10 protein-coding genes and 3 rRNA genes are annotated in these 23,466 nt (G+C 44.0%); all 13 read left to right on the forward strand.

All coding sequences use genetic code 11. The features are described from left to right. Positions 1 to 235 precede the first annotated feature (235 nt). The 13 genes from NQ541_RS02840 to NQ541_RS02900 all read left to right on the forward strand — a co-directional run bounded on the left by NQ541_RS02840 (position 236) and on the right by NQ541_RS02900 (position 23,359). The gene (locus NQ541_RS02840; RefSeq protein WP_023922074.1) at positions 236 to 607 is read left to right on the forward strand and encodes a GntR family transcriptional regulator; all 372 of its coding nucleotides are present in this window, start codon (positions 236 to 238) and stop codon (positions 605 to 607) included. Positions 608 to 609: 2 nt separating this feature from the next. Next, positions 610 to 1,461, forward strand: coding sequence for an ATP-binding cassette domain-containing protein (locus NQ541_RS02845; RefSeq protein WP_005608898.1), 852 nt, complete (start codon positions 610 to 612; stop codon positions 1,459 to 1,461). Further along, positions 1,458 to 2,150, forward strand: coding sequence for an ABC-2 transporter permease (locus NQ541_RS02850; protein ID WP_005608896.1), 693 nt, complete (start codon positions 1,458 to 1,460; stop codon positions 2,148 to 2,150). The genes NQ541_RS02845 and NQ541_RS02850 overlap by 4 nt, the downstream gene beginning before the upstream one ends. A 205-nt stretch (positions 2,151 to 2,355) precedes the next feature. After that, positions 2,356 to 2,799, forward strand: coding sequence for a MarR family winged helix-turn-helix transcriptional regulator (locus NQ541_RS02855; RefSeq protein WP_005608894.1), 444 nt, complete (start codon positions 2,356 to 2,358; stop codon positions 2,797 to 2,799). A gap of 1 nt (position 2,800) precedes the next feature. After that, a complete protein-coding gene (locus NQ541_RS02860) occupies positions 2,801 to 5,047 on the forward strand; it encodes an ABC transporter ATP-binding protein (RefSeq protein WP_005608891.1) in 2,247 nt (748 codons plus the stop codon). Continuing rightward, positions 5,040 to 6,866, forward strand: coding sequence for an ABC transporter ATP-binding protein (locus NQ541_RS02865; protein WP_005608888.1), 1,827 nt, complete (start codon positions 5,040 to 5,042; stop codon positions 6,864 to 6,866). Before NQ541_RS02860 ends, NQ541_RS02865 begins: the two co-directional genes overlap by 8 nt. A 149-nt stretch (positions 6,867 to 7,015) precedes the next feature. Further along, positions 7,016 to 7,651, forward strand: a complete 636-nt coding sequence (locus tag NQ541_RS02870; RefSeq protein ID WP_005608885.1) for a TetR/AcrR family transcriptional regulator — start codon at positions 7,016 to 7,018, stop codon at positions 7,649 to 7,651. A gap of 117 nt (positions 7,652 to 7,768) precedes the next feature. Beyond that, positions 7,769 to 9,559 carry an ABC transporter ATP-binding protein gene (locus NQ541_RS02875; RefSeq protein WP_005608882.1) on the forward strand — a complete coding sequence of 597 codons (1,791 nt, stop codon included), beginning with the start codon at positions 7,769 to 7,771 and terminating at the stop codon, positions 9,557 to 9,559. An 8-nt stretch (positions 9,560 to 9,567) separates the two neighbouring features. Further along, a complete protein-coding gene (locus NQ541_RS02880; protein WP_044905309.1) occupies positions 9,568 to 11,295 on the forward strand; it encodes an ABC transporter ATP-binding protein in 1,728 nt (575 codons plus the stop codon). A gap of 691 nt (positions 11,296 to 11,986) precedes the next feature. Continuing rightward, positions 11,987 to 13,517, forward strand: a 16S ribosomal RNA gene (locus NQ541_RS02885). A gap of 239 nt (positions 13,518 to 13,756) precedes the next feature. Further along, a 5S ribosomal RNA gene (gene rrf, locus NQ541_RS02890) occupies positions 13,757 to 13,874 on the forward strand. A 475-nt stretch (positions 13,875 to 14,349) separates the two neighbouring features. Then, a 23S ribosomal RNA gene (locus NQ541_RS02895) occupies positions 14,350 to 17,243 on the forward strand. The 16S, 23S and 5S rRNA genes sit together here, the layout of an rRNA operon. A gap of 320 nt (positions 17,244 to 17,563) precedes the next feature. After that, positions 17,564 to 23,359 (forward strand): beta-N-acetylglucosaminidase domain-containing protein, encoded by a 5,796-nt coding sequence (locus NQ541_RS02900; protein ID WP_005609752.1) that lies wholly within the window; start codon positions 17,564 to 17,566, stop codon positions 23,357 to 23,359. Positions 23,360 to 23,466: the final 107 nt, after the last annotated feature.

Below are 23,466 nucleotides of genomic sequence, written 5' to 3' on the forward strand. Positions count from 1 at the left end.
AGTGGGATGATAATCCCACGATATGCGAATATTGGGTAGGATTGTGGGAGTGCGTAGCACGGAGCAATCCGTAGGCATCAAAGTCGGGGGCTTTTGTCCCCGACATCATATAATGATTAAATGTGCAGAAATTGTAAAAAAGACAGTTTCTGCATTTTTTATTTATATGAACAGTATATAACAGTTGACAACAGTTTAACACTGTTATATACTGTTTGCATAAAGGAGGCAGGTCATGAAGATTATAATTAACCATTCATCTATGGTGCCGATCTACGAGCAGATCATGGAGCAGATCAAAGCACAGGTCATTTCCGGTGAATTAAAGGAAGGTGATCTTCTTCCATCTGTAAGGGCGATGGCAAAAGAGTTGAAGATCAGTGCATTGACGGTGAAAAAGGCGTATGACAACCTGGAAGAAGAAGGAATGACGAGAACCGTGCATGGGAAAGGCACGTATGTGACAGCTTCGAATAAGGAACTTATGCTGGAAGAACGTCGCAGAGAAGTAGAAGCGGATCTCGAAGCTGCAGTGATGAAAGGCAGAAGGAACGGAATGACAGATGAGGAACTGAAGGAATTATTTGAGCTGATCATGGAGGAGTAGTTATGTTATCAATAGAAAATTTCAGGAAGCGGTATGATGATTTTGAATTGGACTGTACCATGAGCGTTGAACCGGGACAGATCACAGGAATCGTCGGGGCAAATGGAGCAGGAAAGAGTACGCTTTTTAAAGCAATTTTAGGACTGGTAAAGGGAGATTCCGGTCGGATTACACTTTTTGGAAAAGAACCACAGCAACTGACGAGAGAGGATAAAGAGAAGATTGGAGTAGCATTTACAAATGCAGGATTCAATGAATATTTAAGAATTAAAGATATTGTTCCGGTTTTGAGCAATGTATATCCGTCTTTTGAAAAAGAAAAGTTTCTCGGATCATGCAAAAAATTGAACCTTTCACTTGATAAGAAGCTAAAAGAATTTTCCACCGGAATGAAGGCAAAGCTGAATGTACTGATCGCAGTGTCACACCAGGCTCCTTTCCTGATACTTGACGAACCGACAGCAGGTCTTGATGTGACAGCACGGGAGCAGGTACTGGATCTACTGCGGGAGTATATGACCGAAGTGGATGGAAGAAGTATCGTGATCAGTTCCCATATTTCTTCAGATCTGGAAGGCCTGTGTGATGATATTTATATGATCCACGAGGGTAAGATCATCCTGCATGAAACGATGGATACGATCCTGAATGATTATGGAGTGATTAAAGTGACGGAGGAACAGTGGAAAAAACTGGACAAATCTTACTTATTAAAAAAGAAAAAAGAAAGTTATGGATATGCCTGTCTGACAAAAGAAAAGAGATATTATATGGAAAATCATCCGGGTGTTGCAGTTGAAAATGGCAGCCTGGATGAAGTGATCGTTATGATGATTCAGGGGGAAACGGTATGAGAACAGAAAAGGGATTGTTATTAAAAGATTGGGGACTTTTAAAAAGTCAGGGAAAAGGGATTATTTATGTGATGATCGGAGGAGCAGCCTTAATGGTTGGAGCCTTGAATAATTCAGTGATAGACCGGGAAGAAAGTGCAGCGTGTTTTGGAATATATATTACTGTCACGATGGCAATTTATGTTGCAAATATGCTTGCATATGATGAAATGGATCATGGGTTTCAGTATCTTTTTTCGTTGCCGGTCACGAAAAAGGATTATGTCAGAGAAAAATATATTTTCAGCATTTCTCTGGATGCAGCAGTCTGGTTACTTGGTCTGACAATAACAACCGTAGTTTCAATGATAGGAAATTACGGAACGGATCTGAAAAAATTGGTAATGATAATGTCCTGGGGGATGATGGCAGGAGTCGTTCTTATTGCATTGAACATACCGGTACGATTAAAATTTGACGGTGAAAAAGGAAGACTTATTATAGCGGTAATTGTATTGTTTCTTGGGGGAGCAGGAGTGTTGACAGGAAAGATGTGCGGAAGACTGGGCGTGAATCCTACAGGGATATTTCAAAAAATTGTTTCACTGAGTGCAGGACAACTGCTAGGAGCAGGAATGATGATACTCGTTATCGGTCTGACTGTTTCGTATCAATGCAGCATAAAAATACTGGAGAAGAAAGAATATTGAAAGTAGAATAAAGGGACAAAAAGCCGTTACATGGGAAATTTTCTATGTAGCGGCTTAGTTTTTGGATTTGCTTAAGTAATTAACTAAAAATTGTGCAAAAAGTATTAAAAAAATGTGAAATAAGAAGTTTAAAGGTTGACTTACAAGTGGAATTATACTATATTTTCCATTAGTTAATTAACTAACTAATGGAAGGAGAGTATTTATGTCGTGTAAAGGACAGGAGATGCCGACACTTGGGATTCTTGGGATGACAGCCCATAAGATCGGAAAGCTGGCACAGACTATGTATGCTGAATATGATCTGAATAAAAGTCAGTCAATGATTTTATTTCAGCTTCACAGAGATGGAAGAATATCACAGAAAGAACTGGCACAGAAGCTGAATGTAAGTGCACCTTCGATCACATCGATGATCCAGAAGATGGAGAAGTCGGGATATATCGTGAGGAATGTTGATGAAAAAGATCAGAGAATGATGCGGCTGGATCTGACAGAGAAAGGGCAGGCATGTATTGAGCATGTAAAAGCAATTGCAGAAAAGATGGATGAAATTGCTTTTACAGGGATCAGTCCAGAGGAAAAAATGCTTCTGAGAAGAATTTTATTTCAGATTTGTGAAAATGTAGAAAAGGAAAGGAACAGATAAAATGAAGAATTTATTCAAATACGCTGCATCGTACTGGAAAGCGATGATAGCAATCATGTTAATTCTCTTCGTTCAGGCTTACTGTGATCTGTCTTTACCTGCATATACTTCCAACATTGTCAATGTTGGAATCCAGCAGGGTGGTATTGAAGATGAGATACCGGAGCAGATCGCCCGGGAAGAGATGGATAAATTATTACTTTTTGTATCAGAAGAAGACGGGCAGAAAGTAATGGATGCTTATGAGGAAGATACGGAATCTTATGAAAAAGATGCGTATGTCCTGAAAGAATCCGTATCCGGGGATGAGGAACAGATGAAGGAACTTCAGGATATTCTGAAGCTCCCGATGATGATGACGACTGGTTTTGAGTCCGGCAGTGATATGACGAAAGAAGTTGAGTCTCAGTTAAAGTCGAGTCTTCCGGATGGGACAGTTTCAGAGGATACAACCATCTTTGATATTATGAAGATGCTTCCGGGAGAACAGAGAACTGCCATGGTGGAAAAGATGGGAGAACAGATGGATGATCTTCCGGATACGATTCTGGATCAGGCAGCGGTCAGCTATTGCAAATCGGTCTATCAGGATCTGGGCATGGACATGGAAAAGATTCAGACAGGATATCTTGCAAAGACCGGGGGAATGATGATTGCACTGGCATTCCTCGGAATGGCAGCAAGTGTACTGGTCGGATTCCTGGCTTCAAGAGTAGGTGCGTCAGCAGGACGTGACTTAAGAGGCAGAGTATTCCATAAGGTTGTGGGCTTTTCCAATCATGAGTTCAACCAGTTTTCAACAGCCTCACTGATTACGAGGAGTACGAATGATATCCAGCAGATCCAGATGTTGATTGTTATGCTTTTGAGAATGGTACTTTATGCACCAATCCTGGCGATCGGAGGAGTATTCCAGGTAATGAAGACAAATGTGTCGATGTCCTGGATCATCGGACTTGCGGTGATCATCATTGCATGCATGGTATTATTACTCTTTGTTGTGGCAATGCCGAAATTTAAGATGCTTCAGAAGCTTGTGGATAAGCTGAACCTTGTGACCAGAGAAATTCTGACAGGACTGTCGGTTATCCGTGCATTTAGTACAGAAAAGCATGAAGAGAAACGATTTGATGACGCAAATGTAGAACTGACAAAGACGAATCTTTTTGTCAATCGTGCGATGACATTTATGATGCCGGCAATGATGCTGGTCATGAACGGAGTCTCTGTTCTGATTGTATGGACCGGAGCACATGGAATCAGCGATGGTCAGATGCAGGTGGGAGATATGATGGCATTTATTCAGTATACCATGCAGATCATCATGGGATTCCTGATGCTTTGCATGATCTCGATCATGCTTCCGCGTGCGGCTGTAGCGGCTGACCGTGTGGAAGAAGTGCTGAAGAGTGAGACGATCATCTGTGATCCGGAACGGCCGGAAGTACTGCCGGAGCAGGGAGAAGGAGTTCTTTCCTTTGATCATGTATCATTTAAATATCCGGGAGCAGACGAAGATGTGCTGCAGGATATCACATTTACAGCCCGGCCGGGACAGACCACGGCGATTATTGGAAGTACAGGAAGTGGAAAATCAACACTGGTCAATTTGATCCCACGGTTTTATGATGTGACAGAAGGAAAGATCACGCTGGATGGAATTGATATCCGTGACATAAAGCAGCATGATCTCAGAGAAAAGCTGGGATATGTTCCGCAGAAAGGAGTCCTGTTCTCAGGAAATATTGCTTCTAATATCATGTTCGGAAATCAGGATGGAACAGAAGAGGAAATGAAAGAAGCGGCAGAGATCGCACAGGCTACAGAATTTATCGAGACTAAACCGGAAGGCTATGAAAGTCCGATCGCTCAGGGCGGTTCCAATGTATCCGGTGGTCAGAAGCAGAGACTTTCGATTGCAAGAGCGATTGCAAAGCATCCACAGGTATTTATTTTTGATGACAGTTTTTCGGCTCTTGACTATAAGACGGATGTGACATTGCGTCATGCCCTTGCAGAGAAGACGAGGGAAAGTACAGTTTTGATCGTAGCACAGAGAATCAGTACCATTCTGCATGCAGAGCAGATCCTTGTCCTGGATGATGGAAAGATTGTCGGAAAAGGTACACATGCAGAACTGCTGAAAAATTGTGAAGTATATCGGGAAATCGCAGAGTCCCAGCTTTCCAGGGCAGAACTGGAATCTGCCGTTCAGACAGATGGAAAGGAGGAGAAGATCCATGGCTAGAAGAGGTAGAATGGGGCGAGGTGTTGCACCGACCGAAAAGGCAAAAGATTTCAAAGGAACAATGAAAAAGCTGATCCGCTATATGGCTTCATTTAAAATACAGATTTTTTTCGTAGCAGTCTTTGCAATTTGCGGAACGATTTTTAATATTGCCGGACCAAAGATTCTCGGAAAGGCGACAACAGAAATCTTCAATGGTCTTGTCAGTAAGGTTTCAGGCGGATCAGGCATGGATTTTGGAAAAATCGGAACGATTCTGGCGACAGCATTGAGTCTGTATCTGATCAGTGCAGCGTGCAGCCTGATCCAGGGATTCCTGATGACAGGTGTATCGCAGAAGACAACTTATAAATTAAGAAAAGAAATCTCACAGAAGATCAACCGGATGCCGATGAATTATTTCGATACGAAACCGGTCGGAGAAGTTCTTTCAAGAGTGACAAATGATGTGGATACTCTCGGACAGAGTCTGAACCAGAGTGCAACTCAGTTGATCACATCGGTCACAACCATCATCGGTGTGCTGGTGATGATGCTTTCCATCAGTCCGCTGATGACACTGGTAGCACTGCTGATTCTTCCATTGTCCATGCTGCTGTTGTCATTTGTAATGAAACATTCACAGAAATATTTCGTAGGACAGCAGGAATATCTTGGAAATGTCAACGGACAGGTAGAGGAAATCTACAGCGGACATAATATCATCAAGGCATTTAATAAAGAAGAAGCGGTGATCAGAGAATTTAATGAGACCAACGGAAAGCTTTATGATTCTGCGTGGAAATCTCAGTTTTTCTCAGGAATGATGATGCCGGTCATGCAGTTTATCGGCAATCTTGGTTATGTAGGTGTGGCAGTCCTTGGAGGATTCCTGACGATCAAAAATGTGATCGAGGTCGGAGATATTCAGTCATTTATTCAGTATGTCCGTAATTTCACCCAGCCGATCCAGCAGATGGCACAGGTAGCAAATATGTTGCAGTCTACGGCAGCAGCATCCGAGAGGGTTTTTGAATTTCTTGAAGAAAAAGAAGAAGATCAGACAGTGGAACATCCTGTGTCCGTAGAAAATCTGAAAGGAAATGTAGAGTTTGACCATGTTCATTTCGGATATAACCCGGATAAGATCATCATCAATGATTTTTCTGCGAAAGTAAAAGAAGGACAGAAGATTGCGATCGTTGGTCCGACCGGAGCAGGAAAGACGACAATGATCAAGCTGCTAATGAGATTTTATGATGTAAATGATGGTTCGATAAAAATAGATGGACACGATATCCGGGATTTCAACCGCAGTGAATTAAGAGAAATGTTCGGAATGGTGCTTCAGGATACATGGCTGTTCCATGGCTCCATCCGTGAAAATATCCGTTATGGTAAACTGGATGCTACAGATGAAGAAGTGATCCAGGCTGCAAAGGCAGCACATGTGCATCGATTTGTAAAGACACTTCCAGGTGGATATGATATGGAACTGAACGAAGAAGCAAGCAACGTTTCCCAGGGACAGAAGCAGCTTCTGACGATTGCACGTGCAATCCTTGCAGATCCAAAGATCCTGATCCTGGATGAGGCGACAAGCTCTGTCGATACAAGAACAGAAGTACTGATTCAGAAAGCGATGGATAATCTGATGAAGGGAAGAACGAGCTTTGTGATCGCACACCGTCTGTCTACGATCCGTGATGCGGATCTGATTCTTGTTATGAAAGACGGAGATATCGTGGAGCAGGGAAATCATGAAGAACTTCTTGCAAAGGGTGGATTTTATGCAGATCTTTATAATTCCCAGTTTGAAAATGCCGGAGAATGTGCATAAAGATCAGATCAGTCTTGAGATGTAATGAGGGATAGTGATAAAATCTATCAGTAATGCAAGAGATACATTGGTAACTATTGACAGAAAAAAGATTAAGATTTAAACTTATAACAGTGTTACATGACACTGTTATAAGCTAGGAGGAGTCAGTGGCTAAGCAGGTAGAAGGTATTTCAGAAAAAGTAGAATTATGTGCAAAGAAAGAGTTCCTTGAAAAAGGCTATGTAGATGCATCACTGCGGACGATTGCTGCGGAGGCGGGAACGACGACCGGAACGATCTATTCCCGATATGGTGGAAAAGAAGGACTTTTTTCAGCAATCGTAGAACCGGTGGCAAAAGAGTTTACAGGGATATTTATCGGAGTTCAGGAAAAATTTCATGCGATAGAATCGGATCGGCAGGCAGTGAGTCTGGATGATTATGCGGAAGACGGAATGAAGCAGCTTGTGAAGTATATGTACGCTCATCTGGAAGAATTTCAGATCCTGGTGAAAAGCTCTTATGGTACAAGATTTCAGGATTTTGTGGAACATCTTGTAGAACTTGAGACAGATTATACTTATAAGTTCATGGAGGCGATCGGTCTGAGATTTAAGGATGGAAAGCCACTGACAAAGAATTTCATGCACATAATGAATAAAGCACTTTTTGAGAGCTTTTTTGAAGTGATCCGGCATGATATGTCAGAAGAGGAAGCATGGGAATATATAGAAATGCTTGAAAAGTATCACAGTGCCGGATGGAATATTATCTACGGAGAATGCTGTTCAATCAATGACTGATAACGCGATGAATGAAAAGGAAAATTTCATCGCGTTTTCCTTTTGATGCTGGTTAGTTGGAACTTATAAAAGTTCTAAAGGGCTAATTAATAATAAAAATGTCAAGGAGGGTTAGCAATGGCTAAACAAAAAGAAAAAAAGCAGACACCGGTCAGCCGGCTGATGGAGTATGCCGGAAGTTTTCAATACCTGGCAGTTGCGTCCTGGGTTCTTGCGGCTGTCAGTGCCTTTGTGGCACTTGTTCCGTTCTATTTTATCTGGCGGCTGATAAAAGAGGTGTTACGGGTTGCACCGGATTATGGTGCGGCACAGAATCTGTCTACCTATGGCTGGAGTGCAGTCGGTTTTGCAATCCTGTCTATGCTGATCTATATCGGGGCATTGATCTGTTCTCATTTGGCAGCATTCCGAGTGCAGGCAAATATGAGGTCAAGACTGATGCGACATATCTTATCTCTGCCGATTGGATTTATGGATGATGAGGGAAGTGGAAAGATCCGAAAGATTGTAAATGAGTCCAGTGCAGCGACAGAAACTTATCTTGCACATCAGTTGCCGGATAAATATGTAGCAACGGCAACCCCGGTCGGCCTGGCGGCACTTCTGCTGGTTTTTGACTGGAAACTGGGGCTTTTATGTCTTATCCCGGTTGTTGTAGCTTTCCTGGTCATGGGTGCCATGATGGGAGAGAACATGAAGAAAAAAATGGAAGAATATCAGAATGCACTGGAAGAAATGTCCGGCGAGGCAGTGGAATATGTCAGAGGGATTCCGGTTGTAAAAACATTTGGACAGTCGGTCTTTTCTTTTAAAAGATTCAGGGATTCAATCAAAAAATATGAAAAATGGACGATTTCCTATACAAAAGATTTAAGACTTCCAATGATGGGATATACGGTTGCAATTAATTCAGTTTTCGCAATTCTGATCGCAGCGGTTTATCTGCTGGGCGGAGTGAAAAGCGGAACTGCAGATCCTGAGTTTTTATTAAACCTGTTATTCTATATTATTATCACCCCGATCATTACCGTTACATTGACAAAGATGATGTATGCAGGTGAGAATACAATGGTTGTGGAAGATGCACTTGCAAGAATTGACAATATTATAGAAAGAAAACCATTGCCGCAGGCAGCAGAGGAAAAGAGTCCCGAAGATGTTTCTATCGAGTTTGAACATGTATCTTTCCGGTATGACGGGGCAGAAAAAGATGCCCTGCACGATATCAGTCTTCAGATCCGTCCGGGAGAGCATATCGCTTTTGTCGGACCATCCGGTGGAGGAAAGACAACGCTGGCGAGACTGGTTGCAAGGTTTGCAGATGCGTCTCAGGGTGAGATCAGGATTGGCGGAGCAAATGTAAAGGAAATCCACCAGAAAGCTCTGATGGATATGGTATCATTTGTATTTCAGGACAGCCGGCTTCTGAAAATGTCTATTTACGAAAATGTACGCATGGGAAAGAAAAATGCCACCCGTGAAGAGGTGGTGAAGGCATTAAAGAATGCTCAATGTGAGGATATCATAGCGAAACTTCCGGACGGGATTGACACAGTGATCGGCTCAAAAGGTACGTATCTGTCAGGCGGAGAAGCTCAGCGGATTTCAATCGCAAGAGCGATGATCAAAAATGCTCCGATTCTGATCCTGGATGAAGCAACAGCATTTGCAGATCCGGATAATGAGGCAAAGGTGCAGGCTGCATTCAGCAGACTTTCTCAGGGAAAAACTGTGATCATGATCGCCCACAGACTTTCATCGGTCATTGATGCAGACCGGATCTTTGTACTCAGAGACGGAGAAATCTGCCAGAGTGGTACTCATAAGGAACTTGAAAAAGCAGACGGACTCTATGCACATATGTGGAAAGAGTACAATCAATCGGTTTGTTGGAAGGTAGGTGCATAAGTATGAAAATAAAAGAAAAACTGATGCATAAATATGCTCTTTCTCCGCAAGGTGCATCGGATATGCTCAAAGCCTTTGTGTCAGTTACGGTATCAGATCTGGTTTTGATGATTCCGGTTTCGCTGCTGTATTTTATAGTGAAAGATTATATGGAAGGAACACTTCAGGGAAAAGGTGGATTTTATATTGCCGGCATTATCGTGACACTTGCCCTGATCGCAATTACAACTTATATACAATATAATGCAACATTTTTATCAACTTATGTAGAAAGTGGTGTGCGGAGAATCACGCTTGCAGAAAAGCTGAGAAAGATTCCGTTGTCATTCTTTGGCAAAAAAGATCTGTCAGATTTGACGAGTACGATCATGGCGGATTGTGCACAGATGGAAACTGCGTCTTCTCATTTTATTCCGGAACTGGTGGGAGCATGCATTTCTACAGCAATCGTTGCAGTGGGAATGTTCTTTTTCAACTGGAGAATGGCATTGGCAGCTCTTTGGGTGCTTCCGGTTTCATTTCTTATTGTAGGTTGTTCGGGAAAAGTTCAGAAAAGTCTGAATCAGAAGCAGATGGAATTAAAAATGGCATGTGCGGACGGGATTCAGGAGTGCCTGGAAAGTGCAAGAGATCTTCATGCATATAATGCAGAGGATGATTATATGAGAGGTCTGGATGTGAAGATAAAAGCCGTAGAGAAGCATGCTGTTGTTACAGAACTTGGAACAGCAGTTTTTGTGGGAAGTGCTCAGATGATCTTAAAGCTCGGAATTGCCACGGTTGCACTGGTTGGGGGAACTCTGCTGGCAAAAGGGGAGATCAGTGTGCTTACATTCTTTATGTTTCTGCTGGTTGTATCCAGGATTTATGATCCAATGCAGGTATCTCTTCAAAATCTTGCGGCAATCATATCTTCTGAAGTACAGAGTGCAAGACTGGATGAAATCCTGTCGCATGAGGTGCAGGAAGGTTCAGAAAAAATGGATCGTAAAGGATATGATATTGAATTTTCCAACGTTGGTTTCTCTTATGATTCAGGAGAAACTGTATTGAAAGATGTTTCATTTGTGGCAAAGCAGGGGGAAGTAACTGCACTGATCGGACCGTCCGGTGGAGGAAAGACAACCGTCTCACGTCTGGCGTCAAGATTCTGGGACGTAGATCATGGAAAGATCACAGTAGGTGGAATGGATATTTCAAAAGTTGACCCGGAGACATTGATGTCACTTTATTCGATCGTATTTCAGGATGTTACATTATTCAATAATACAATTATGGAAAATATCAGAATCGGAAAGATGGATGCTACAGATGAAGAAGTGATTGCAGCAGCGAAACTTGCACATTGCGATGAATTTGCGGAAAAACTTTCTGACGGATGGAATACAATGATCGGAGAGAATGGTTCGGAACTTTCAGGCGGTGAGCGGCAGAGGATTTCTATTGCAAGAGCATTTCTGAAAAATGCACCGATCATATTGCTGGATGAAGCCACGGCATCATTGGATGCAGATAACGAAACGATGATCCAGGAATCGCTGTCACGTCTGATTAAAGATAAGACAGTTATGATTATTGCCCACAGGATGAGAACAGTAGCGGATGCAGATAAGATTGTTGTACTGAAAGATGGTGTTGTTGCAGAGAGTGGAAGTCCGGCCGAACTGGAAAAGAAAAATGGAATTTACAGTAATATGGTAAAGACGCAGCTTCTTGCAACTGGCTGGAGTTTATAAATTCTATTAAAGAGTCAGAAAGCATAGAAGAAAATATCTGTTATTAATGAGATGTTTTTAATTAAAGAAGTACCCGTATATGATAAAGGCTGTTCTGAAAATGAGCAGCTTTTATTTATGCAGACCCAGAACAGTTAAATAAAAATAAAGTCAGATAAACAACCAAAATTTTCAGAATATTCAGAATTGCATGAAATATATAAAAAACATTGACAATTAGAAGCCGCTATGATAGGATAATCTTCGTCGCTGAGAACGGCACTGAAAATCATAGAACAACTTCTGATAAAGAGGAAGGCGTGGAAACGGACAGTCCCTGATCGAGAGGTAGTTCAATAGAATGATTCATAAGAGAAATTAATAACAACTTATAAGAATCATTAAAAAGTGGTTGACAGAGAAGTTCGGATGTGATAACATAAATGAGCTGTCAGAGAGAAGCCATTGAGCAACTCACGAGCAGCAAAAAAAATAAAAAAGTTCTTGACAAAGAGAAAAGCTTTTGATAAAATATAAAAGCTGTCGCTTGAAAAGAACAGCAAAAAGAACCTTGATAATTGAACAATAGACAACAATAACCCTTGAAAATTTCTTTAAGAGAAGATTTTTAAGAATGGTTTTAAACAAACCAAACAACAGTAAAAAGGGAAGAATTAGCTAGTATGTTGATTCTGAACTGGATACAAACACTTTTAACGAGAGTTTGATCCTGGCTCAGGATGAACGCTGGCGGCGTGCTTAACACATGCAAGTCGAGCGAAGCACTTAGGAAAGATTCTTCGGAGGATTTCCTATTTGACTGAGCGGCGGACGGGTGAGTAACGCGTGGGTAACCTGCCTCATACAGGGGGATAACAGTTAGAAATGACTGCTAATACCGCATAAGACCACAGCACCGCATGGTGCAGGGGTAAAAACTCCGGTGGTATGAGATGGACCCGCGTCTGATTAGTTAGTTGGTGGGGTAACGGCCTACCAAGGCGACGATCAGTAGCCGACCTGAGAGGGTGACCGGCCACATTGGGACTGAGACACGGCCCAAACTCCTACGGGAGGCAGCAGTGGGGAATATTGCACAATGGGGGAAACCCTGATGCAGCGACGCCGCGTGAGCGAAGAAGTATTTCGGTATGTAAAGCTCTATCAGCAGGGAAGAAAATGACGGTACCTGACTAAGAAGCCCCGGCTAACTACGTGCCAGCAGCCGCGGTAATACGTAGGGGGCAAGCGTTATCCGGATTTACTGGGTGTAAAGGGAGCGTAGACGGAGCAGCAAGTCTGATGTGAAAACCCGGGGCTCAACCCCGGGACTGCATTGGAAACTGTTGATCTGGAGTGCCGGAGAGGTAAGCGGAATTCCTAGTGTAGCGGTGAAATGCGTAGATATTAGGAGGAACACCAGTGGCGAAGGCGGCTTACTGGACGGTAACTGACGTTGAGGCTCGAAAGCGTGGGGAGCAAACAGGATTAGATACCCTGGTAGTCCACGCCGTAAACGATGACTACTAGGTGTCGGGTGGCAAAGCCATTCGGTGCCGCAGCCAACGCAATAAGTAGTCCACCTGGGGAGTACGTTCGCAAGAATGAAACTCAAAGGAATTGACGGGGACCCGCACAAGCGGTGGAGCATGTGGTTTAATTCGAAGCAACGCGAAGAACCTTACCTGCTCTTGACATCCCGGTGACGGCAGAGTAATGTCTGCTTTTCTTCGGAACACCGGTGACAGGTGGTGCATGGTTGTCGTCAGCTCGTGTCGTGAGATGTTGGGTTAAGTCCCGCAACGAGCGCAACCCCTATCTTCAGTAGCCAGCGGTAAGGCCGGGCACTCTGGAGAGACTGCCAGGGATAACCTGGAGGAAGGTGGGGATGACGTCAAATCATCATGCCCCTTATGAGCAGGGCTACACACGTGCTACAATGGCGTAAACAAAGGGAAGCGAACCCGCGAGGGTGGGCAAATCCCAAAAATAACGTCTCAGTTCGGATTGTAGTCTGCAACTCGACTACATGAAGCTGGAATCGCTAGTAATCGCGAATCAGAATGTCGCGGTGAATACGTTCCCGGGTCTTGTACACACCGCCCGTCACACCATGGGAGTCAGTAACGCCCGAAGTCAGTGACCCAACCGTAAGGAGGGAGCTGCCGAAGGTGGGACCGATAACTGGGGTGAAGTCGTAACAAGGTAGCCGTATCGGAAGGTGCGGCTGGATCACCTCCTTTCTAAGGAAGAAATGCTTTCTTTCGTCTGGAACAATCCAACTAAAACGGATGAAATATTTCCTTTCATTTGGAATAATCCAACGAGAACGGAAGAAAGAAGTAGAGGAATTTTACTGTTGTCTATTGTTGGGTTATCAAGTAGAGGGATGTTCTCCTTACTAGGTTCGAAAGAACCTCACCAAGTGCGGAGAACAAGCTTAGGACTAAGCTCGAAAAGACCTCGCTAAGACCTATAGCTTTTTGGTGGCGATGCGTTCAGGGGCAACACCCGTTCCCATCCCGAACACGATGGTAAAGACCTGAACGGCCGATGGTACTGCACTGGAGACGGTGTGGGAGAGTAGGTGGCCGCCAAATTTAAAAAGAAAAAGACAAGGTCTGACGGAAACTTCAGAAAACTAAGGTTCGAAAAAACCTCACCAAGAATTCTGAAGTACCAATCGACTAACGTGCGAAAAGACCGCACGAAGTCTTTAGGCATAGATACAGGCACAGATGAGCAACAACTTATCACCGCCAACCCAGTCAGCAGGGCAGTGCTGTTATGATAACTGGTTTCACCAGTGATTAGATATACAAAGAGATTTGTGTATGTAATGACTGATGAAAGTCGGTCAGGATGCGAAGCTCGCATCTTTATGTACCTTGAAAACTGCATATAGTGAAAATCAATAGATTAAGATAAATATCTAATCAAGACATCCGAGGTAATGTTAACAACATTAACTTAAGATCTGAAGAAAACAGATTCAAAAAAAATTGACTATCACCAACGCATGCAACGCTATGCATGTGTGGACATTATCCCATTCCCGTGGGATGAGGTCGAGTTGGTTATGCTGATAAGAGCGTATGGTGGATGCCTTGGCACTAAGAGCCGATGAAAGACGTGATAAGCTGCGAAAAGCTTCGGGGAGGGGCAAATACCCATTGATCCGGAGATTTCTGAATGGGGAAACCTACCTGAGCAAACCTCAGGTATCCTGACGCCAATCCATAACGTCAGGAAGGGAACCCGGTGAACTGAAACATCTAAGTAGCCGGAGGAAGAGAAAACAACATGTGATTCTGTGAGTAGCGGCGAGCGAAAACGGAAGAGCCCAAACCAGTGTGCGTGCATGCTGGGGTTCGGACCGCGGAATTGATTCAACAAGTTTAGCAGAACGGTTTTGGGAAAGCCGGCCAGAGAGGGTGAAAGCCCCGTAAGCGAAAGACGAGTTGACATGGCGGGATCCAGAGTACCACGAGACACGTGGAACCTTGTGGGAATATGCGGGGACCACCCCGTAAGGCTAAATACTACTTAGTGACCGATAGTGCATAGTACTGTGAAGGAAAGGTGAAAAGGACCCCGGGAGGGGAGTGAAAAAGAACCTGAAACCATATGTTTACAAGCTGTGGAAGAGCTTTATATGCTCAACCGCGTACTTTTTGTAGAACGGTCCGGCGAGTTACGCTGGCTGGCGAGGTTAAGCACTGAAGGTGTGGAGCCGAAGGGAAACCAAGTCTGAATAGGGCGAAGAGTCAGTCGGAGTAGACCCGAAACCGGGTGATCTATCCATGTCCAGGTTGAAGTTGCCGTAAAAGGCAATGGAGGACCGAACCCACATCCGTTGAAAAGGGTGGGGATGAGGTGTGGATAGGGGAGAAATTCCAATCGAACCCGGAGATAGCTGGTTCTCCTCGAAATAGCTTTAGGGCTAGCCTCATACGAGTCTTGCGGAGGTAGAGCACTGAATTCCTAAGGGGGCGTCAAAGCTTACTAAGGGATATCAAACTCCGAATGCCGTGTAGATGATGTATGGGAGTCAGACGATCCGAGATAAGTTGGGTGGTCAAAAGGGAAAGAGCCCAGACCAACAGCTAAGGCCCCAAAATGTGTGTTAAGTGGAAAAGGATGTGGGATTTCGAAGACAACTAGGATGTTGGCTCAGAAGCAGCCATCCATTCAAAGAGTGCGTAATAGCTCACTAGTCGAGAGGTCCTGCGCCGAAAATGTCCGGGGCTGAAACACACTGCCGAAGCTTTGGAATTGATGAATTTCAATTGGTAGAGGAGCATTCTTAAAGAGACGAAGCAGTACCGGAAGGAGCTGTGGATTTTTAAGAAGAGAGAATGCCGGAATGAGTAGCGAGAGGAAGGTGGGAATCCTTCCGGCCGAATATCTAAGGTTTCCAGAGTAAAGCTGATCTGCTCTGGGTAAGTCGGGGCCTAAGGCGAGGTCGAAAGACGTAGTCGATGGATAACAGGTTGAAATTCCTGTACTATCCTGTAACAGAACTGTGGGGACACAGGCAGAGAGCGTGAGCCGGGAATGGAAAGACCGGTACAAGCGAGGTAGGAGAAGAGCTGGCAAATCCGCTCTTCAATCTGAAGACGTGATGTGGACCGAAAAGAAGTAGGGAAGCACGTGAGCTGACTGTCAAGAAAAGCCGCTATTGTTTGCAGGATACCCGTACCGTAAACCGACACAGGTGGATGAGGAGAGAATCCTAAGGCCGACGGGAGAAGCATTGTTAAGGAACTCGGCAAAATGACTCCGTAACTTCGGGAGAAGGAGTGCCAGTAAGATGGCCGCAGAGAATTGGCCCAAGCAACTGTTTAGCAAAAACACAGGTCTATGCAAAACCGAAAGGTGAGGTATATGGGCTGACGCCTGCCCGGTGCTGGAAGGTTAAGGGGAGAGGTTAGCCGTAAGGCGAAGCTTTGAACTTAAGCCCCAGTAAACGGCGGCCGTAACTATAACGGTCCTAAGGTAGCGAAATTCCTTGTCGGGTAAGTTCCGACCCGCACGAAAGGCGTAATGATTTGGGCACTGTCTCAACAATGCACCCGGTGAAATTGAAATACCAGTGAAGATGCTGGTTACCTGCGCCAGGACGGAAAGACCCCATGGAGCTTTACTCCAGCTTGATACTGGGATTCGGTATTGTATGTACAGGATAGGTGGGAGGCTTTGAAGTGGTTACGCCAGTAGCCATGGAGCCGCTGTTGGGATACCACCCTTGCAGTACTGGGTTTCTAACCAGCAGCCGTGATCCGGCTGGGGGACAATGTCAGGTGGGGAGTTTGACTGGGGCGGTCGCCTCCGAAAGGGTATCGGAGGCGCTCAAAGGTTCCCTCAGAATGGTTGGAAACCATTCGAAGAGTGCAAAGGCAGAAGGGAGCTTGACTGCGACACCGACGGGTGGAGCAGGTACGAAAGTAGGACTTAGTGATCCGGTGGTATAAAGTGGGATTGCCATCGCTCAACGGATAAAAGCTACCCTGGGGATAACAGGCTTATCACTCCCAAGAGTTCACATCGACGGAGTGGTTTGGCACCTCGATGTCGGCTCATCGCATCCTGGGGCTGAAGTAGGTCCCAAGGGTTGGGCTGTTCGCCCATTAAAGCGGTACGCGAGCTGGGTTCAGAACGTCGTGAGACAGTTCGGTCCCTATCCGGCGTGGGCGTAAGATATTTGAGAGGAGCTGTCCTTAGTACGAGAGGACCGGGATGGACTGGCCGCTGGTGTATCTGTTGTCTTACCAAAGGCATAGCAGAGTAGCCAAGCCGGGAAGGGATAAACGCTGAAGGCATCTAAGCGTGAAGCCCCCCTCAAGATGAGATATCTCATAACGTCAAGTTAGTAAGACCCCTTGAAGACGACGAGGTAGATAGGGCAGAGGTGGAAGTGTGGTAACACATGGAGCTGACTGTTACTAATAGGTCGAGGGCATAACCAAAGCAGTGATAGGTAAATGGATGATGGTGTTGGTTTTAGCTGTATGTAGTTTTGAAAGTATATAAAATATGGATAGGAATGAGGAGCAGTGCGAAAGCACTGTTTTTTTGTTGCACAAACCTGACAAACGGCATCAGTGCCTGCACGAGATGCAATTTGCCGGGGAGTAAGAACAGCAGTTTTATATCAGTGATCGAATTTAATATAGTTCCGAATCATATAAAAATACCATTTGTCTGATACAGATTTAACAAGTGAAACAAGCCTTTTATTTGCTATAATATAATGAGCTACAAATATTTTTAGTAAAGGGGAAAAAAGATGAAAAAGGTGAGAAAGTACAGGAAACTGCTGAGCAGTCTGCTGATCTTCACATTGATCCTTTCAATGGGAAGTGGAGTTTTTGCAGCAAAGTCAGCAGGAGCTTTCGCAAAAGAAGCAGATCAGTACAAAATTTACCCAATTCCGCAATCTGTGACATATGGAAATAGTAGCTTTATCATGTCAGAGGATGTGAATGTTGTTGCAGAAGAAGGGATTGACAAGTACACTGTCAACTTCCTGAAGGAAGTACTTGAGAAGAATGACCGGACTATGAATCTATCAGAAGATATAGTTTCCGGTAAGACAAATATTCTTCTCGGAGTAAAAGAATCAGGCGGGGTAGCAGATACGTATGTTGCGGATCATATCACAAGAGGGACAGCAGATTTATTTGAAAAAAATGATCCGTATCTTTTAAGTGCAGATACAGACAGTGACGGAAATGAAGTCATTGCAATCGTAGGAAAAGATACAGACTGCACTTTTTATGGAATTGCAACATTACAGATGATGCTTTCTTCTTTTAATAATAAGGAAGGAAAAATTCTGGATGTTCAGATTGAGGACTATGCTGGTGTCGCATTCCGTGGATTTATCGAAGGATTTTATGGCGGATGGGATTATGCATCCCGTGCGAGTCTGATGCGTTTTGCAAGAGATGTGAAGATGAACAATTATGTTTACGCATCAAAGACAGATGTATATCATACATCAAAATGGAATGAACTGTATCCACAGTCTGACATTGATCAGATCAAGGAACTGGTAGAAGTAGGAAAGGAGACGAAGTGTTATTATGCATGGTCTGTACATCTTTCCGGATTCTTTAATGGATTAGATACATCGAATGAAGAGGCGTACAATACCCGTTATAATCAGCTTACAGCAAAATTCCAGCAGTTGTATGATGCGGGAGTCCGTAAGTTTGATATTCTGAATGATGATTTTGGAAAGGGTTCTCATGCGGATGTAGTTGCACTTCTGAACAAACTTACAAAAGAGTTTATTGAGCCAAAAGGATGTAAACCACTGACGTACTGTCCACAGGGGTATAATGAGGTGTGGTCAAAATGGTCATCCAATGCATCAGAGTTGGAGACATTAAAGGGGCTGGATCCTTCTATCAGTATTTACTGGACAGGAGCAGATGTAAACTCGCCGATTACGCAGAGTACGATTGACTACGTGAAAGAAAAGTCAGGGCATGAAGCATGTTTCTGGATCAATTATCCGGTCAACGAACATGCCAAGTCAGGAATCTATCTTGGCGATATTACTTATTATGCAAGAGATGGTGTAACGGGAATGGCAGGTGCGGTATCCAATCCATCCCGATTCGCTGAGAGTAATAAAGTCGGCTTATTCCAGTTGGCAGCGTTATTCTGGAATAACAAAAACTATTCTGAAAATGCTCAGACTGTTTGGGAAGATGCTTTCCGTTATCTTGAGCCGGAAGTAGAGGATTCCTATTTTAAAATTGCAAGCAATGTATCCAACTGCCCGCATTCCAGCCGTATTGGCAATGGATTCCCGGAGTCAAAATATCTGAAGGATACACTGGCAAGTGTTCTGAATAAGATCAACAGCGGTGCTGCACTGAAAAATGATTCTGAAGTTGAAAGTCTTATTTCAGAAATGGATAAGATTGTTGCAGCAGTAGCAGATTTTAAAGAAAACTGTACAAATACAAAGCTGGTTCAGGAACTGAATCCATGGCTCAGTTCTCTGAATGATGTTGCTACAGGAATTAAGGCGATTCTGAAGTCCGCACAGGCACTTCAGGAAAATGATGCAGAAGAGGCATGGACGAATTTCGGTACAGCAGCAAAAGCATTGAATATGTGGAACACTTATAATACAGGTGACGGAACAACAAAGGCAGAGGCGGGAAGCAAGCGTCTTCAGCCATTTTTATCAGAAGTTACGGCTTATGTAAAAAATAATCTGACCCCGTTAATGGATTCATCCAATACAGACTTTACACCAAAGTTCTATGCAGTACTTGGTGGAACAAAGAGAACAGATGATGCCCAGTCAGCGAAGATTTTTGATGGGGATGAGACTACGGCAGGATTATGGAATACCGTTCAGAAGACAAATGATTATTATGGTGTAGATATGGGACGTGTACTGAATGTGACGGATATTTCTATCCTTCAGGGATCCAATGATACAGACCATGATTATTTCCATAAAGCCATTTTGGAATATTCCGAGAACGGAGAAGACTGGACGCAGATTGGTGAACAGTATAATGATACTTTAAAAATTGAGCGGAGTGATCTGGATATTACTGCAAGATATGTCAGACTTCGTCTTGCAGCGACAGGAACATCTTCCAAGGCGGACTACTGGACACATGTCAGAGAGTTTACAGTCAATAAAAAAGAAGTACAGGGAGAGCGGATTTATACAAATGTGGATTCCCTGAAGCAGACAGCACTGACTGTGCAGGGAAAAGAGTACAGTGTAAGAAATCTTACAGATCTTACCCTGAATGCAGGAGAGTATGTTGGAATTAAAATGACAGCTCTGACCTCTGCCTCTGCGATTACTGCAGAAGGAACCGGGCTGGATCAGTTAGCTGTCCAGTATTCCACAAATGGGGTACAGTGGAGCGGACAGGCTGATTTTACAGCACCTGCAGTTCTCAGATACATAAGAATTGTGAACAATACAGACAGTGCAGTGACCTGTGATCTTGAAAAACTGGGAGTGACAGCAGAAAATCTGAAGATGAATCCGAGTGTTCTAGAGCATAGTTTTACGAATGCACTGAAAGAGGGAAAATGGGATAATCTTTTTGACGGAGATCGTTCCACTTATGCATGGACGAATGAAGCACAACAGAACGGAGATTATCTTATCATTGATCTCGGTGCGACAGTTGCTTTGTATGATGTCAATGTGGTGACAGGAGATGGAAATCCGAGATTTTATAATGCAGTACTTGAATATTCAAAAGATAAGACGAACTGGACGCAGATCGGTTCAGTAGCGAACGATAATTCAGAATTTGTTGTACCGTATCGTTTCCTTAAGGGAAATGCACAGGGAGCAGATGCAAAATATATCCGGATCCGTCTGACCGGCAACAGCGGATATTATCTGAAGATCCATGAAGTAGAGATCAATAAAGAAGTCAGCCAGGATGCGGGAGAGGCAAGTGAAGTAGTCAGCAGTATCAGCGGAAATGCAGAAAAATGCGTGGACGGAGATATTTCCAGTGTATTTACAGCATCAGCGGCAACTGTGGATGGTGATTATCTGGAATACAGACTGACAGAGAATACAAAGCTTCGTTCTTTCTCAATCCTTCAGGATGCGGCAAATATATCTGATGCAACAGTGAAAGTACTGACAAAAGATGGTTATGAGAAAGTAGGAACATTTGATAAGAGTGCTAAGAAATTCGATGTTTCAGAAGATGAGAATATCTTTGCAATCCGTCTGGAGTGGACAGCAGGCAGGCAGCCATCTATCTATGAGATCTTTACAGACAAAGCAGGAAAGGATACCGATGACATCGGTGAATATGTACCGCATATCATTTTAGATGGAGACGAAGAAGAGACGGAGTCCAATATTGCACTGAATAAGACAGTGACCGTTTCAGGTACAGAAACTGCAAGTGTAGTACCATCAGCCTGTGTAGACGGAAATGAGAGTACCAAATGGGACAGTAATGTGCTGAAAGGATCTAATGCTCCTGCAGGGGCAACTGCATGGGTTTATGTAGATCTGGGTGAGACAAAGACCAGCATCATCAACAGCATGACCATGAAATATTTTAATAAAGTTTATCCGACAGCTTCTCAGATCCAGGTTTCTAACGATCATGAAAACTGGATCACAGTAAAATTTCTGTCAAAGAATGCAGGACTTACAAACCAGACAGATACTTATGAGACAGAGACACCATTGTCTGTCAGATATGTCAGACTTCTCTTTACTGAAATCAACAGCCAGGCAGCAGGAAATGCGATCGGTCTGAAAGAGTTTGAGATTTATGGTATTCAGAGCGAAGCAAAGTATCAGGTTGAGGCAGCAGAAGCTGTAGAGGGAATTACGGTAGACAAAGGAACAGAAGCAGCAGATCTGAATCTTCCGAAACTTGTCAGTGTACAGTTGAAGCGTAACGGCTCTGAAACTGCAAAGACAGTGCAGATGCCGGTTGTATGGAATACAGAGAATTATAATGCAGCGGCAGATGGTGTCTATACACTGGAAGGAATCATTTCATTAAATGGAACAGTTCAGAACACTGCGGATGTAAAGGTACAGGTTGCCGTGACAGTAGGAAGCGGACAGGCAGCACCGGATAAGACAGAGCTTGCGGCAGCAATCGCGGCAGCAGAAGAAATTGACCGGACACTTTATACAAAGACTACGGCAGCAGAATTTGTAGCAGCTTATGAGAGTGCAGTAGCCGTCAATGAGTCAGAAGATGCAGATCAGGCTGCGATTGATGAGGCAAAAGAGGCTCTGCTCGCAAAGAAAGATGCATTATTATTAAAGATTACGACAGAAAAAGAAAATCTTTCCCTTAATAAGCCGGTAACGGTTTCGGGAACGACTAACGGAAGAAAAGAGAACTGTGTAGACGGGGATGACAGTACGAAGTGGGACAGCAATCTGATCAAAGGAAGTAACGCTACCGATACGAAAGCATGGGTAGTGATCGACCTGGGAGAGGATTCAGCAAACCTGATCGATAAGATCACTGCAAAATACTTTAATAAAGTTTATCCAACGCAGTATGAGATCCAGGTATCAGATGATAATGAAAACTGGACAACCGTAAAAGCTCTTTCTAAAGAAGCAGGACTGACCGGACAGACGGATGTGGTTGAATTTGAGCAGCCGGTAGCCGGCAGATATGTAAGATTTTATTTTACAGAACTGAACAGTGAAGCTTATGGTGACGGCATCGGAATCAATGAGATCACAGTAGAAGGAAGAAAGATCAATGAGACAGCAGCAGTGACAGGAGTTCCGGCACTGAATCAGATTGAAGTAGCGAAAGGAACGACAGCAGAGGAGATCCGTGATCAGCTTCCGGCAACGGTCACTGTAAAAGTAACAGTAGACGGAGTAACCGAACCAGTTGATGTAGTCCTTCCGGTTCAGTGGGATCTTTCAGCATATTCCGGTGAAAAGGATGCAACCTATACACTTCAGGGAACACTTGTAACGCAGGGAACGATTGCAGAGGCAGCAGAACTTCCGGCGGAAGTGACTGTAAAAGTTGGAACAGGCGAAGAAGTGGTAGTCAATAAAGAAACACTCAGAACAGTACTGGAAGCACTGGAAGAAAAAGATCTGTCAGGATATACAGAAGAGTCCGTTGCGGCATTGCAGGCAGCGTTACAGACAGCAGAGGCAGTGCTGGCAGATGAGAGTGCAGATCAGGCAGCAGTAGATCAGGCACTTGCAGCATTGCAGGCGGCAAAAGAGGGATTGAAAGTAAAAGACAATTCAGGCAAAGACGATTCGGGCAAAGACGATCCTGGTAAAAATGATCCGGGCAAGAACGATCCGGATAAAAATGATCCAGGCAAGAATGATCCGGGAAAAAATGATCCGGGATCAGATCAGCCGGCTGCAGATGTTCCGTCCAATGGAACAACCGGAAATGATGCTCAGACTTCCGGTAAGGGAGATGCAGGACAGAAAAATACAGCAGTGAAGACCGGAGACAGCAGTTCCGGTGTGTATGCGGAATTGATGCTTCTGAGTCTTGCAATGGGTTGTGCAGGAATTTATCTGAAGAAAAAAGAGAAAAACAGATAAAGCAGCAGAAAATTTAAGAAATGCACAGAAAAGGCAGTGGCGGGAAAAATCCCGCTGCTGTTTTTTTGACGGCTTGGGGGTGCTGCCGGGGAACTTTAAGCTTATGT

It is taken from the genome of [Ruminococcus] lactaris ATCC 29176, from assembly GCF_025152405.1.
Classification (GTDB): domain Bacteria; phylum Bacillota; class Clostridia; order Lachnospirales; family Lachnospiraceae; genus Mediterraneibacter; species Mediterraneibacter lactaris.

Coding starts and splice junctions, on each gene's coding strand:
- NQ541_RS02840 (WP_023922074.1), top strand. CDS start 236: ATGAAGATTATAATTAACCATTCATCTATGGTGCCGATCTACGAGCAG.
- NQ541_RS02845 (WP_005608898.1), top strand. CDS start 610: ATGTTATCAATAGAAAATTTCAGGAAGCGGTATGATGATTTTGAATTG.
- NQ541_RS02850 (WP_005608896.1), top strand. CDS start 1,458: ATGAGAACAGAAAAGGGATTGTTATTAAAAGATTGGGGACTTTTAAAA.
- NQ541_RS02855 (WP_005608894.1), top strand. CDS start 2,356: ATGTCGTGTAAAGGACAGGAGATGCCGACACTTGGGATTCTTGGGATG.
- NQ541_RS02860 (WP_005608891.1), top strand. CDS start 2,801: ATGAAGAATTTATTCAAATACGCTGCATCGTACTGGAAAGCGATGATA.
- NQ541_RS02865 (WP_005608888.1), top strand. CDS start 5,040: ATGGCTAGAAGAGGTAGAATGGGGCGAGGTGTTGCACCGACCGAAAAG.
- NQ541_RS02875 (WP_005608882.1), top strand. CDS start 7,769: ATGGCTAAACAAAAAGAAAAAAAGCAGACACCGGTCAGCCGGCTGATG.
- NQ541_RS02900 (WP_005609752.1), top strand. CDS start 17,564: ATGAAAAAGGTGAGAAAGTACAGGAAACTGCTGAGCAGTCTGCTGATC.